Source organism: Vibrio penaeicida (genome assembly GCF_019977755.1).
Lineage (GTDB): Bacteria > Pseudomonadota > Gammaproteobacteria > Enterobacterales > Vibrionaceae > Vibrio > Vibrio penaeicida.
This window is the reverse complement of record NZ_AP025144.1, coordinates 2,798,865-2,813,355: the sequence shown is the minus strand read 5'-3', so window position 1 is coordinate 2,813,355 and position 14,491 is coordinate 2,798,865. Positions and strand designations below refer to the sequence as shown.

Genomic DNA, 14,491 nt, shown 5'->3' with positions numbered 1-14,491 from the left:
GGTGTTTGATTTTTTGTTTTCTGGCTTTTAGAGTGGTCATACCATTACTATAAAATTAAAGTGAGCTCTCCCTATGTATTCTAATTTACTTTCGCCGCTGGACTTGGGTTTTACCCAGTTACGCAACCGGGTATTAATGGGTTCCATGCACACCGGTTTAGAAGAAGATAAGCAAGGTCTACACAAACTTGCTGCTTTTTATGCAGAGCGCGCGAAGGGGGGAGTGGGGCTAATAGTAACAGGCGGTTTTTCACCAAATTTACGGGGAAGGCTGCATCCGTTCAGTGCTGAGTTTAGTAAACGTAAACATGCTCAAGCCCATAAAGTTGTCACCGATGCCGTGCATGAAAACGGTGGGAAAATTGCGCTTCAATTACTGCATGCGGGTAGATATGCCATGCATCCTTTTTCTCAAAGCGCATCAGAAATCAGAGCCCCAATCGCAAAGTTCACACCCAGTGAAATGAGTGGGCGTCAGATCCGAAAAACCATTGGTGCATTCGCCAATTCTGCCTCCCTCGCGCAAGAAGCGGGGTATGATGGCATCGAAATCATGGGTTCGGAAGGGTACTTGATCAACCAGTTCATTTGTAAACGTACCAACATGCGTTATGACGAATGGGGCGGAGCCTATGAAAATCGCATGCGCTTTCCGATTGAAACGGTAAAAGCAATCCGCGAAAAAGTGGGTAAAGAATTCATCATCATATTCCGTTTATCTATGTTGGATTTGGTGGAAGAAGGCAGCACGTTTGAAGAAGTCGTCTTGCTGGCTAAAGAGCTGGAAAAAGCTGGAGTCACCATCATCAATACCGGTATTGGTTGGCATGAAGCGCGAGTTCCGACTATCGCAACACAAGTTCCGCGCAGTGCTTTTGCATGGGTAACGGAAAAAGTGAAGCCGCACCTTAATGTTCCGGTTATCACGTGCAACCGAATCAATACACCGGATGAAGCCGAGAAGATCATAGCCTCTGGCCAGGCAGACATGGTATCGATGGCGCGCCCTTTCTTAGCCGATCCTGACTTCGTCAATAAAGCTGAAGCACAGCAAAGCCACCTTATTAATACCTGTATTGGCTGTAATCAAGCGTGTTTGGATAACGTGTTCAAAGGCAAACGAGCAAGCTGCCTTGTTAACCCTAGAGCGTGTTACGAATCGGAAATTGTGGTTCAGCCTGCAGTGAAGAAGAAAAAGATTGCTGTTGTTGGCGCAGGACCTGCTGGGTTGTCATTTGCGACCACGGCTTCAGAGCGCGGCCACGATGTGGATTTATATGAACGCAATGATCGTATTGGTGGTCAATTCCGCTTAGCCATGCAAATCCCGGGTAAAGAAGAGTTTCGTGAAACCATCCGCTACTTTGCTAATCGCATTGATACCACAGGCGTTAACCTTAAACTGGAAACAGAAGTCACCTTTGACATGTTGGAGGGGTACGATGAAGTGGTGATGGCTTCTGGGGTGGCTCCTCGTGAAGTGAATATTGAGGGCTTCGATAATGCCGAGAAAGTGGTGGATTACCAGACACTGATCCGTGATAAGACAGCAGTAGGAGAGAAAGTTGCCATTATTGGCGCAGGTGGTATCGGGATTGATGTCGCCACCATGTTAACGGAACCAAATGGTCATGACTTGGATGACTGGCTGCATGAATGGGGCATCGATAAGAACATTGATCACCCTGGCGGTCTATACCCTTACCCCGACTCTGTCAGCGACAAAACCGTTTGGGTGTTGCAGCGTCGAAATGGACGAGTAGGGAAAGGGCCAGGCAAAACAACGGGCTGGATCCACAAGCGCACGTTAGAAAAGCGTGGCGTGAATTTAATCGGTGGTGTTCAATACCAGCGACTTAACGGAAAAGGCTTGTACATAGAGCATCAAGGTGATGAAAAGCTGTTAGATGCCGATACGGTAGTGGTTTGCGCAGGGCAAGAATCAGTAAGGCCATTTGAGTCAGATTGGAGCAAGCTTGGTGACAAGCTCCATATTATTGGTGGAGCCGATCATGCAGGCGAGCTGGATGCCGTTCGAGCTATTCGCCAAGGTGTGAAGTTAGCGGTAGCACTGTAAACACAGAAATAGCCCCTGAAAAACGGGGGCTAAATTTGAGTAGGTTTATGCTACATTTGAAAAAAACAAACAAGGACTTCAAATGGAAGCGTTAGACCTTTTATTGAATCGTCGTTCAATCGCTAAGCTTTCGGCGCCCGCGCCAGAAGGGGAAGCACTTCAAAATATCATCAAAGCTGGGCTTCGCGCCCCTGACCATGCTGGGTTAACCCCTTGGCGTTTTGTGATTTCACAAGGTGAAGGGTTGGCAAAGCTTGCAGATATTTTGGTATCAGCCGCTGAAGCGGAAAACAGTGAAGAAGCGGTGATAGAAAAACTGAAAAACGCCCCTTTTCGTGCCCCTATGGTGATTACCGTTATCGCCAAAGTTACTGAGCACGAAAAAGTGCCCGCACTGGAACAATACCTTTCTGCCGGATGTGCTGTTCAAGCCATGCAAATGGCCGCTGTCGCGCAAGGTTTCCAAGCGTTTTGGCGCTCAGGAGCCTGGATGTTCCACCCGAAGGTACACGAAGCATTTGGCTTAGAAGGCAAAGACGAAATCGTCGGCTTCCTTTACGTGGGTACTCCGGGCTGCACGCCAATGAAAGTGCCAGAGCGTGATTTAAGCCAATTTATCGAATTTCTATAGCGACCTAGATTCGGTATTAACACCAAACGACTGTATAAAAAAACAGTTTTTCTTGCATTCTGAAAGCCACATTAGATAATGTGGCTTTTGTTTTATCTGAATCTTTTCACATTTATGTCTCGACTCATCATTGCCGAAAAACCCAGCTTAGGGCGCGCGATTGCTGCAGCTCTACCCAAGCCTCAAAAAAACGAAAATGGTTTTATTCGTTGTGGGAATGGTGACATCGTTACTTGGTGTATCGGTCACTTGTTGGAACAGGTGGAGCCCGATGTCTACGATGAACGTTACAAAAAATGGAACATGAATGACCTGCCAATTGTTCCAGACCAATGGCAGCTCAGACCTCGTAAGACGTCAAGCAAACAGCTCACGGTGATCCGTAAGCTATTAAAAGAAAGTAGCCACCTTGTTCATGCTGGCGACCCAGATCGTGAAGGGCAACTGCTGGTGGACGAAGTGATTGATTACTGCAAAGTCCCCAAAGGCAAAAAAGAGAACATGGAAAGGTTGCTGATCAGTGACTTAAACTTACCTGCGGTCAAGCGTGCACTTTCTCAGCTTCGCAGTAACCGTGATTTCATTCCTCTTTCTGTATCGGCGCTCGCTCGTTCCCGTGCCGATTGGCTGTATGGCATGAACATGTCGCGGGCGTATACCTTGCTTGGTCAAAAAGCCGGTTATCAAGGCGTATTATCGGTAGGGCGTGTTCAAACCCCTGTGCTGGGTTTGGTGGTTCGTCGAGACGAAGAAATCGAGAATTTTGTCCCGCGAGACTATTTTACCCTTCATGCGCTGATCCCTTACCAAGATCAAAATAGCAGCTTTGATATTCGTGCTCGCTGGAAACCGAGCGAAGCCTGTAAGCCTTGGCAAGATGAAGAGGGCAGAGTACTCAACCGAAAACTGGTAGAGAACGTCGCCTCACGTATCGCTAATCAGCCTGCTACGGTAACGAAGTCGGAACAAAAACAAACCAAGCAAGCCGCGCCGCTCCCGTATTCACTTTCCGCATTACAAATCGATGCTGCAAAACGTTTTGGTATGAGTGCGCAAGATGTGCTGAATGTTTGCCAATCGCTGTATGAAAAACACAAACTGATTACCTACCCACGTTCAGATAGCCGATATTTACCGGTGGAGCATTTTGGGCAAGCTGCGTCGGTAACCGATGCTATTAGCAATAACGCTAAAGAGCTTGCTCAGGCGGTTCAAGGTGCAGACTTGTCCCGTAAATCAAAAGCGTGGAACGACAGCAAAGTCGATGCCCACCATGCCATCATTCCAACACCCAAAAAAGCATCGGTAAACGGGCTTTCTGGTAATGAAATGAAGATTTACCAACAGATTGCCCGTCAGTATCTTATGCAATTCTACCCACCAGCCGTATTTGCAGAAGCTAAGCTGATCTTTGATATCGCTGGTGGAACATTTGTTGCGTCTGGTAAGCAGTTGATTGATCCAGGATGGAAAATACTGATGGGGAAAGACAAAGCAGAGAAAGAAGAAGGTGTCGATACAGTTCCTCCCTTACCAGAAGGAACGGTACTTACTTGCCGTGAAGGTGAAATAAAAGACAGAAAAACAGAACCGCCCAAGCATTTCACCGAAGCCACATTACTTCAAGCCATGACGGGTATTTCCCGATTTGTGGAAGACAAAGAGCTCAAAAAAATCCTACGTGAAACCGATGGGTTAGGAACAGAAGCCACACGAGCTGGCATTCTAGACACTCTATTCAAGCGCCAATTGCTTACCCGCCAAGGCAAATCTATTTTAAGTTCTCCGGCCGGTAGAGGTTTGATTCATGCTCTGCCGAACGAGTCCACCTACCCAGACATGACCGCCAATTGGGAGCATCAACTTCAAGGTATGGCAGAGCGCAACCAAGCCTACCAACCTTTTATGCAAGCATTGGAATCCAAAATTACGGGTTTAATGGAAACAGTAAAACTTGGTCCTGTTCCAGAATCGCTCAGGCACTTACCCAAAGTAGAGCGACCAGCCTACAAAAAGCGCCGCAGCACTGGAAAAAGCACAGCGAAAAAGTCAGGGACTACGAGAAAGCGCGGAACTTCCACCAAAAAGAGTTAGTCAAACTCAACAAGAAAATTCCGTTAACCCGCTTTTGATTGCCGCAATAGATGTTCAATAAACATGGCGGTTTTCTTTGCCAAATGTTTTCTAGAGGCATAAAACGCATACAGAACCAAATCTTCAGGTTCATATTCAAGTTCAATGGTATTGAGAAGACCTGAATTGATTTCATCACAGCAAAATTCCGTTGGAAGTATGGCAAACCCAAGACCAGCCAATGCCCCTGATTTAGCAAGATGCCCACTGTTTACCCTAAATGAAGAGTTCACTTTCTGTGTGATAAGTTCGCCTTTTTTATTTTTGAAGATCCAAGGTGTGCCATTCAAAACGGAGAAACTGCTAATACAAGGTACATGATTTAAATCGGTAATCCGAAAAGGGGAAGGGTGAGCTTGAATGAGTTTCGGTGCTGCCACCACCACACTTGGCCAGCGTTTAATCTCTTTTGCAATCCAATTGCTGTCGGCAAGTTTCCCGCGGTGGAAACTCAAAACAACGTCAAACCCATCCAGCAAATCCTCTTTCGGGTGAATGCTGGTATCGCAACACAAGGAAATGGAAGGGTACTGAGAACAGAAAGACACAACAGCCTCAGCTAATGTAGGAGAGTCGGGCATCAGAATCCTAAGTTGTCCCATGGCTTCACTCGTGTGTTGAGTGATGTCTTCAAGCGCATCATTGAGTTTATTGAGCAGTGGTTGTGTGCGAGTGTAAAGCTGCTCGCCGGCTTCCGTTGGGGCTATCTTGCGCGTCGTTCTATCGAAAAGTCGTGTGCTTAGCTTCTCTTCCAATAATGCAACATGGCGACTCACGTTGGAGGTCGGTAAGTCGAGAAATTCAGAAGCTCTTTTAAAACTGTTGTTTTCATAGACACAATGAAAGCTCTTGAGCCATACCTGATCAATCTTCTCTAGCATTCTAACTGTCCCATATTGTTGGATTATGAATCCTATTTACGCCACTTTATTACCAAAAGTAGGCTTATACAATGCAATACCATGAAAGGTTTATCTGGAGAGTGCTCACAGATAGGTATGGTATTTGAATAAGGTTGCCCAATGAGTTGGTTAGAAAAGCTGTTAGATACAAAGAACATAATCAGAACACGAAAATCCACAATTCCGGATGGGGTCTGGACCCAATGCCCTTCGTGTGAACACACGCTCTATCGCGCTGCGGTAGCGGAAAACCTAGAGGTCTGCCCTAAATGCGATTATCACATGAGAATGGCGGCACGACGTAGGTTAGATGTCTTTTTGGACCAAGGAGATCGATGTGAAATTGCGAGTGAACTCCAGCCAAAAGATCTTCTCGGTTTTAAAGATTTAAAGCGCTATCAAGAGCGATTGACGCTTGCTCAAAAAAGCACGGGTGAAAAAGATGCCTTAGTTGCTATGAAAGGTGAACTTTTTGGGTTACCAGTGGTGGCTTGCGCTTTTGAATATTCTTTTATGGTCGGCTCCATGGGATCGGTGGTGGGTGCTCGTTTCGTTAGATCAGTGGAGGCCGCTATTGATGCAGAATGTGGGCTGGTGTGTTTTTCTGCTTGTGGAGGTGCCCGCATGCAGGAATCTTTAATGTCCCTAATGCAAATGTCCAAAACGAGTGCTGCCCTAAAGCGTTTATCTGATGCGGGATTGCCTTATATTTCGGTACTAACAGACCAAACCTTTGGTGGCGTATCGGCAAGTCTAGCGATGCTTGGTGACATAAATATCGGCGAACCTAAGGCCCGAATTGGATTTGCTGGGCGACGAGTCATTGAGCAGACGGTTCGCGAAAAACTTCCAGATGAATTTCAGCGAAGCGAGTTTTTATTGGAACATGGCGCGTTAGATATGATCGTAGATAGACGAGAAATACGTAGTAAAGTGGGTGGGTTATTGGCGAAGCTGACCAACAAAAATACGATTAATGGAAATATAACGGTGAAATCAAATCGTTAACCGAAGGAACGGTCATAGGTACGGTTAGGAGACTCCGCCTGTCGATTCTAAGAGGGAGAGAAATTTTCATTATCGCTGTAACTTTTTTGTGATTACGCCTGTCTTCTTATGTAACTCCATTGATAAAAATGACGTTAAGGAAGTTATGAATACAGTCTCGAAACTATTAGTGGGATTCTCTGTTCCTGTGATGTTCTTCTTGCTCAGTCAAACTGGAACAGCAGATACAATGGAAACCAAAGCTGCATCGGGTAAATCAGAAATAACAACGCTCGCCGGTGGGTGCTTTTGGTGTACCGAATCTGATTTAGAAAAACTGCCAGGCGTGCTGGATGTGGTGTCTGGATATTCTGGAGGAGATCTAGAAAACCCAACCTATCGCCAAGTTGCTTCTGGCGAAACGGGTCATATCGAAGTGATAAGCGTGACGTTCGATTCTAATGTGGTTAGCTATGAAGAAGTGTTGGACCACTTTTTCCGCCATATCGACCCGACAGACAACAAAGGGTCATTCGTCGATCGCGGTGCACATTACCGTCCTGCTGTGTTCTATCACAATGCGGAGCAAAAACAGATTGCCGAGCAATTTATGATGGAAATTGATAAGGCGATGATTTTCCCGAAACCGTTGAAAACCGAATTGATCGAGTTTGACACGTTTTATCCAGCAGAAGCCTACCATCAGGATTACTACAAAAAGAGTAGCCTGAAATACAACTACTACCGCTTTGCTTCTGGTCGCGATCAGTACCTAGATGAAGTGTTTGGTGATGATCGTAAAAAGAATCCGAAAACGTTGCGCCAATTGATCGACGCGAAAACTACCCCCTCAGCGAAGGTGTATGAGAAACCTGCGGATGAGCAAATTAAAGCAAAACTCACAGATCTTCAATATTACGTGACGCAAGAAGACGGTACAGAACGTCCATTCAACAACAAGTATTGGGACAACAAAGAAGCGGGTATTTATGTCGATATAGTCACGGGTGAGCCGCTGTTTTCGTCCACAGATAAGTACAAATCGGGTACGGGCTGGCCAAGTTTTACCAAGCCTATTAGCACGAGCTATGTGGTTGAGAGAACCGATTTTAAACTGGTGTTCCCAAGAACCGAGATTCGCAGTAAGTTTGGCGACTCTCATCTCGGTCATGTGTTTACAGATGGGCCCAAGCCAACCGGTCTGCGTTACTGCATGAACTCAGCAGCGATGAAGTTTGTTCCTGTAGAGCAAATGGATAGCCAAGGTTACGGCGACTACCTGTATTTGTTTGAGGCGTAAACAGCACTGAGTTTTTTCTAAAGCTAAGACCAACATACCTAATCCAAAAGAGGCGCTAACGACGCCTCTTACTTTTTACCTATCCCTCATTTATAACAGCCTTCCAGATCCACACAATCCCACGTTGCCAAAATTAGAACAATAAAGTCTCTTTGTTGTCATTCTTCACTTTCTTATCTTTGTCTACTATGACTCTATTGAGTGTTAATGGAATGTGACGAAATGAAAGATCAGCAGACGAAAAATCAAAATACGAAAGCGCAGCAAGCCATCGGTATTGTCGGGTTAGGCAGTATGGGGCATGGCATGGCGATGACACTCCTTCGCGAAGGGTTTACCGTTTATGGGCTGGACCCTTCTTTTGAGCAACAGGAAGCCGCTAAAGCTTTAGGTGTTACGGTAGTACCGGATACCGAATCCCTTTGCCTTTCGGTCGATAACATTCTTCTCTCTCTACCCACAGCAAAACACGTGCAATCCGTTATTGAAGGGGAAGGCGGCATTATCGAGCACGCCAAACCCAACACATTAATTATGGACACCACCACATCGGAGCCCGATGTTACCCGCTGTTTAGCCGAAAAACTTAACAGGCTTGGGCATCAAATGCTGGACTGCCCACTCAGTGGCGGTGCGGCAGGCGCTTCTGCGGGGACCATGGTGATTTTGGTGGGAGGTGAGCCAGAAGCACTTGAAAGAGCAACGCCATATCTAGACGCTTTGAGCGCAAAAACGGTGCACCTTGGCAAATCGGGTAGTGGGCATGTCGCCAAGCTGGTGAATAACCTCTTGTGTGCTGCCCATTTAGTTACCACGGCAGAAGCCATTACCTTGGGTGTGAAAGCGGGGTTGGATCCGGAACTTCTGATTGATGGGCTTAATGCCGGCTCAGGAAGAAGTGCGATCAGCGAGGTGAATTTCCCAAGATGGGTTCTGAATGAAAGCTTCGATTCCGGTTTCACCGCTCAGTTGATGCGAAAAGATTTAGGGTTAGCCAAACAATTAATAGAAGAGTGCCAGCTTTCGCTTCCAGTATCGGAAGATGTCACTCAGATTTGGTCAGACAGTCAATTCACCGTTTTAGGGTCAGAAGACTTTAATCGCATTGTCGATTACGTGCGCAAGGAGGCAAACTCATGAAAGTGAATGTCGAAAACCATGGCGAACAGCAAGTTGAATCATTGTTGAACTCGTTCTTAGGCTCAACCAGGTTCGGAAGTTGGGTAAATGGTCGTCTAGTTGAAGGCGATGGAGAAGAACTTTTTTTAACCAACCCAGCCACAGCAGGACGTTTTCTTAGCTATAAAGACGCAGGAGAATCGTTAGTCGATCAAGCCGCTGAAGCCGCGGTTGCGGCGCAAAAAAACTGGTGGAAAACAACAGCACCAGAAAGAGCGCGAGCCATGTGGAAATGTGGCGATGCCATTCGACAATCAGCAGACGATCTTGCTTGGTTAGAATCGATATCAGCAGGAAAACCAATTCGAGACTGCCGTGTTGAGGTGGCGAAAGTCGCTGAAATGTTTGAGTACTATGCAGGTTGGTGCGACAAGCTAACGGGCGACGTGATTCCGGTTCCGACCAGCCATTTAAACTATACGCGTCATGAACCCTATGGCGTTGTGACTCAAATTACCCCTTGGAATGCCCCCATCTTTACCGGCGGTTGGCAGATCGCCCCTGCGATATGTGCAGGAAATGCGGTCCTAATAAAACCGAGCGAGTTAACGCCATTAAGCACAACGGTTCTCGTGAAGTTAATTGAAAGTGCAGGCATTCCCAAAGGGTTAGTGAACGTTATTAATGGGTTGGGGCGCACAACGGGCGCAGCCGCGATAGCGCACAACGCGACGAAGAAAGTGGTGTTTGTTGGTTCACCCAATACGGGCAGTATTATTGCTTCTGCCGCGGCCCAGCGAGTGATTCCTTGCGTATTAGAACTTGGGGGCAAGTCTGCCAATATTGTGTTTAACGATGCTGACATCGACCGCGCAGTAATAGGGGCGCAAGCGGCAGTATTTTCCGCCGCAGGGCAAAGCTGTGTGTCTGGCTCACGTTTATTGGTGCAAAAAGGCATTTATGAGCAAGTGGTAGAAAGGCTGGCATCCGCCACGAAGAAAATCACGCAAGGGTTGCCGTGGGAAGAAAGCACCATGGTCGGTCCCATCAATAATCAGGCCCAGTTTTCTCACATCCAAAACTTGGTTCAGGCAGGGTTGGCGGATGGTGCGGAAGTCGCCGCTGGTGGCAACCACGCAAAAATTGCAGGCGGAGAGCAAGGATATTTTTATTCTCCGACAATTTTAGCTAATGTAAACAATGATATGTCCGTCGCACAGCAAGAGATATTTGGTCCGGTGGTTTCTGTTATTCCATTTGATGATGAAGAGCAGGCCGTAACCATCGCGAATGACAGCAAGTTTGGCTTAGCGGGGGCAGTGTGGACAAAAGATGTGGGTCTCGCGCACCGCATGGCATCGCAGGTTAACGCTGGCACTTTTTGGGTCAACAGTTATAAGGCAATCAATGTGATGTCGCCATTTGGTGGGTTCGGAGAGAGCGGGTATGGACGTTCTAGCGGATACGATGGATTAAAAGAATACACGCAGACCAAAAGCGTGTGGGTTGAAACCGCAAAGGAACCGAGTATGGCATTCGGGTACTCGGTGGAGTAGCAAAGGAGCAAGCAAATGTACGATTACCAAAGAACAGTAGACAAAGCGCGCCTGTGGCAATCCATTCAAGGAGAAGCGTTCGAAGTTATGCAGCAAATGCCATTGCTCGCGGGCTTTTATCAAAGACATATTCTTGAAAGACGCAGCTTTAATGACGCACTTTGTTCAGTGTTGGCGGAAAAACTCAAGGATGAGCACAGCGGGGCAGAAAAGTGGCACGACTTCCTGAGTGAGCAGATGTTGCGCTCGGGTGATATCGCCCAGTCGGCGATGCAAGATTTACTGTGCCAATTGGAAAGCAACGCCAGCATCAAAGATCACTCCACGCCATTACTCTACTTTGGTGGTTACCAAGCATTGCAGTGCTACCGAATTGCTCATTACTGCTGGCACAACAACATGCAGCCTATGGCGCTCTATATTCAAGCGAAAGTGGCCAGCGTATTTGGCATTGATATTCACCCAGCCGCAAAAATCGGCAGTGGTATTTTTCTTGATCACGCAGTGGGTATCGTAATCGGTGAAACGGCGGTAGTTGAAGACGACGTAACCATATTCCAAAGCGTCACCTTGGGTGGCACAGGTAAAGGCCAAGGAGACAGGCACCCTAAAATCCGAAAAGGCGCGTTTATTGGTGCAGGCGCGGTGATATTTGGGAACATCGAAGTCGGCGAAAATGCCAAAGTGGCAGGTGGCGCGGTAGTTGTAAAACCTGTTGAGCCCAATACAACGGTAGCGAGTTCGTTCTCCACGCCAATCGGTCATCCAAGGAACCAATAATGAGCAACAATCACCTAGGGATCGATCATCCGCTGGTTGCTGTCAAAGACATGGACAAAGCCTGTGAAGATTTCGCTAGGCTAGGATTCTTCATCAACCCCAGGCATCACCACCCTTGGGGAACAGATAACCACTTGTTGATGTTCCCTGAAAACTTCATTGAAGTGATCAGCATTTACGATCGAAGCACGTTGGATATGAAAAACGAACGCGGGTTTGCGTTTGGTCGATTCATCAGTAATTCGATAGAAAGACGTGAAGGGATCTCATTGGTTGCCTTGCACAGTGAAGATGCTCGCCAAGATCACCAATTGATGGAAGAACGTGGCGTTGAGAACAACGGGATAGTCGATTTTAGGCGTGTAGCGCATCGCCCCGACGGCACGGAAGAAGAAGCGGTTGTTTCATTGGTCATGCTGATCAATTCTGAAACGCCCTCTATTTCGCATTTCTTCTGTCACCAACACAAACCAGAGCTGGTGTGGGTAGAAGATTGGATGAACCACCCTAATGGCGCAAATGGCATTACCTGCGTAACGTACATTGCGCATGACCCAAGTGATCTTGAAGCGCGGTTCAGCGGTATTTATGGTGAAGCAGCCACGGATTTACAAGAAGGCTACCTGAAGGTGCAAACCGACAGAGGAATATTTGAAGTCGTGTCTCCAGACTTTGCACGCGCTCGATTCTCTGGTATCGATTTGCCCATCGATGAACAAGAACTCCCCACCGGCGTCGCGATTCGAGTGAGTACCACCTCGATGGATAAAGCGAAAAAACATTTGAACAAAAATGGGGTGGATTACGTCCAAACTGAAGAAGGCGGGGTCAGAATTCCTGCCCACTACGCTGGCAACACAATCATTGAAATCTACCCAGAAGAGGCGAAGTAAATATGAAGTCAGAATTGCCCATTGGAGAGGATTTACAGCAAGACATGCAGGCGTGGAGGCGTGACATACACGCTCACCCTGAAACCGCGTACGAAGAACACAGAACGTCAGAAAAAGTCGCGGCATTGCTAGAAAGCTTTGGTCTTGAGGTACACCGCGGTTTAGCGGGAACAGGGGTTGTTGCAACAGTAAAAGGGAAGCTAGCGAGTTCACAAGCGAACGATTCAGGGGTAAATGAATCAAAAGCAATAGGGCTAAGAGCAGACATGGATGCTTTAAACCTAACCGAACTCAATGACGTTGATTATTGCTCAAAGCACAAAGGAAAAATGCATGCCTGCGGTCACGATGGACACACAGCCATGTTACTCGGTGCCGCGAAATACTTATCTGAAAACCGCGACTTCGCGGGCACGGTCGTTTTGATATTTCAGCCAGCAGAAGAAGGGGAAGCGGGGGGGCGAGCCATGGTCGAACAGGGCTTGTTTGAACAGTTTCCCGTGGATGCGGTGTACGGCATGCACAATTGGCCTGGGCTAGAAAAAGGAAAATTTGCCGTCCATAACAGCGCTGTGATGGCTTCCATGGATTTATTCGATATCTCCATTACCGGTAAAGGCTGTCATGCGGCGATGCCACACCTTGGTGTTGATCCTGTGGTGATTGCCGGCCAGCTTATCTCATCACTACAAAGTATTGTCGGACGTACACTTAGCTCGCTAGAGTCTGGGGTCGTGAGTATTACTAAGATGCAAGGAGGCGAAGCCTACAATGTCATCCCCGACAGTGTAACGCTATCCGGCACCTGTCGAGCTTTCTCACCCGAGGTGCAAGAGCTACTGGAATCCCGCATTCGTACTCAAGTTCATCACATTTGTGAAGCCTATGGGGCGAATGGAAAAGTCGACTATCGCCGTATGTATCCACCAACCATCAATGTGCCCGAGTATGCCGAAAGGTGTTCAAAGGTCGCAGAATCTTTGGTCGGGGCAGAAAACGTGAAGCACTGCATGGCACCGAGCATGGGCGCTGAGGATTTTGCTTTTATGTTGCAGGAAAAGCCAGGCGCGTACATATGGGTAGGTAACGGTGTGGGCGAAGAAAGCGCAGAATTGCACAACCCACATTACGATTTTAATGACGACATCCTTTCGCTTGGGGCAAGCTATTGGGTTGAGCTTGTACACGCTCAGTTGAAACCGGAATAACCGTTTGAACCCAATTAACGAAAAGCGCGTGGCGTATTTTTATGAAGCCGTGATGTTAGGGACGATTCGCGCCGCGGCAGACAAGCTCAATGTTGCTCCTTCTGCGGTGAGCCGTCAGATTTCGATGCTGGAAGAAGAGCTCGGCTGCGTGCTGATAGAGCGCCACCGCAAAGGCGTTGCAACAACCGATGCTGGGGATATTGTCCTAAAATATTACCGTGAATCCATATCAAACCAAGAAGCGTGCCTAACCAGTTTAGAGTCGCTTCATGGTTTGCAAAGTGGCCATATAAAGTTGGCCGTTGGAGAAGGGTTTATTGGCGATTTGATGTCGGGGCCTTTACCTCAATTTCAGGCTCAGTATCCCGAGCTTACCTTTTCCGTCACCTTGGGCGGTTCGAACGATGTGATTCGCAAAGTCGAGCAAGATGAAGTGCATATTGGGTTGTTATTTCACCCCAGCAAACACCCCAATATACGTTCCCAAAGTATTGTGCTTAAGCCCATTTGCGCTATTGTTCCCCCCGATCATCCACTGACAACGGTGGATACTCCCGTCACCTTAGAAACTTTGCTTGAGTACCCAATAGGTCTACAGGATGTGGACTATGGTGTACGTCAGTTAATTGGTATGGCGGAATTTCAGCAACGAATCCGATTTCACCCCAAACTAACCACCGACTCAATTGCAGTGCTTAAACACTTCGTGCGTTCTGGAATGGGGGTAACCTTGTTGCCGGAGTTTGTGGTGGCAAGAGAAGTAGCCGACGGTCAGTTGGTTGCGATACCCATCGCGCACCCCATATTACAGCAAGGTGAGGTGCACTTAATTACGCGGCTCGGTCGCCAGCTCTCAGAAGGACCGCAAAAATTGGTTCAGCACTTAAAACGCTGGCTTGGGTAAA

Annotated in this window: 12 protein-coding genes; 11 read left to right on the top strand and 1 reads right to left on the bottom strand. The window is 47.5% G+C overall.

What is annotated here, in order from left to right; genetic code table 11:
- Positions 1-73 precede the first annotated feature (73 nt).
- From LDO37_RS12585 to LDO37_RS12575, 3 genes are all read left to right on the top strand, one after another.
- A complete protein-coding gene (locus tag LDO37_RS12585) occupies positions 74-2,077 on the top strand; it encodes an NADPH-dependent 2,4-dienoyl-CoA reductase (protein ID WP_126606569.1) in 2,004 nt (667 codons plus the stop codon).
- An 82-nt stretch (positions 2,078-2,159) separates the two neighbouring features.
- Complete coding sequence (locus LDO37_RS12580; RefSeq protein ID WP_126606568.1) at positions 2,160-2,708, top strand: NAD(P)H nitroreductase; 549 nt, start codon at positions 2,160-2,162, stop codon at positions 2,706-2,708.
- A gap of 114 nt (positions 2,709-2,822) precedes the next feature.
- Complete coding sequence (locus tag LDO37_RS12575) at positions 2,823-4,802, top strand: DNA topoisomerase III (protein ID WP_126606567.1); 1,980 nt, start codon at positions 2,823-2,825, stop codon at positions 4,800-4,802.
- A 23-nt stretch (positions 4,803-4,825) separates the two neighbouring features.
- Here LDO37_RS12575 and LDO37_RS12570 read toward each other — a convergent pair whose 3' ends face one another.
- Positions 4,826-5,722, bottom strand: a complete 897-nt coding sequence (locus tag LDO37_RS12570) for a LysR family transcriptional regulator (protein WP_126606566.1) — start codon at positions 5,720-5,722, stop codon at positions 4,826-4,828.
- Positions 5,723-5,863: 141 nt separating this feature from the next.
- Between LDO37_RS12570 and accD the strand changes: the two genes are divergently transcribed.
- From accD to LDO37_RS12530, 8 genes are all read left to right on the top strand, one after another.
- A complete protein-coding gene (gene accD / locus LDO37_RS12565; RefSeq protein WP_126606565.1) occupies positions 5,864-6,751 on the top strand; it encodes an acetyl-CoA carboxylase, carboxyltransferase subunit beta in 888 nt (295 codons plus the stop codon).
- Between the two features lie 145 nt (positions 6,752-6,896).
- Positions 6,897-8,030 (top strand): peptide-methionine (R)-S-oxide reductase MsrB, encoded by a 1,134-nt coding sequence (msrB, locus tag LDO37_RS12560; protein ID WP_224055226.1) that lies wholly within the window; start codon positions 6,897-6,899, stop codon positions 8,028-8,030.
- Between the two features lie 222 nt (positions 8,031-8,252).
- Positions 8,253-9,170 (top strand): NAD(P)-dependent oxidoreductase, encoded by a 918-nt coding sequence (locus LDO37_RS12555; protein WP_126607202.1) that lies wholly within the window; start codon positions 8,253-8,255, stop codon positions 9,168-9,170.
- The gene (locus LDO37_RS12550; RefSeq protein ID WP_126607201.1) at positions 9,167-10,705 is read left to right on the top strand and encodes an aldehyde dehydrogenase family protein; all 1,539 of its coding nucleotides are present in this window, start codon (positions 9,167-9,169) and stop codon (positions 10,703-10,705) included. Before LDO37_RS12555 ends, LDO37_RS12550 begins: the two co-directional genes overlap by 4 nt.
- A 15-nt stretch (positions 10,706-10,720) precedes the next feature.
- Complete coding sequence (epsC, locus tag LDO37_RS12545) at positions 10,721-11,485, top strand: serine O-acetyltransferase EpsC (RefSeq protein ID WP_101112617.1); 765 nt, start codon at positions 10,721-10,723, stop codon at positions 11,483-11,485.
- A complete protein-coding gene (locus tag LDO37_RS12540; RefSeq protein ID WP_126607200.1) occupies positions 11,485-12,378 on the top strand; it encodes a VOC family protein in 894 nt (297 codons plus the stop codon). Before epsC ends, LDO37_RS12540 begins: the two co-directional genes overlap by 1 nt.
- A 2-nt stretch (positions 12,379-12,380) precedes the next feature.
- Positions 12,381-13,586, top strand: coding sequence for a M20 aminoacylase family protein (locus LDO37_RS12535; RefSeq protein ID WP_126607199.1), 1,206 nt, complete (start codon positions 12,381-12,383; stop codon positions 13,584-13,586).
- 4 nt (positions 13,587-13,590) lie between these two features.
- Positions 13,591-14,490 carry a LysR family transcriptional regulator gene (locus LDO37_RS12530; RefSeq protein ID WP_126607198.1) on the top strand — a complete coding sequence of 300 codons (900 nt, stop codon included), beginning with the start codon at positions 13,591-13,593 and terminating at the stop codon, positions 14,488-14,490.
- Position 14,491 lies beyond the last annotated feature (1 nt).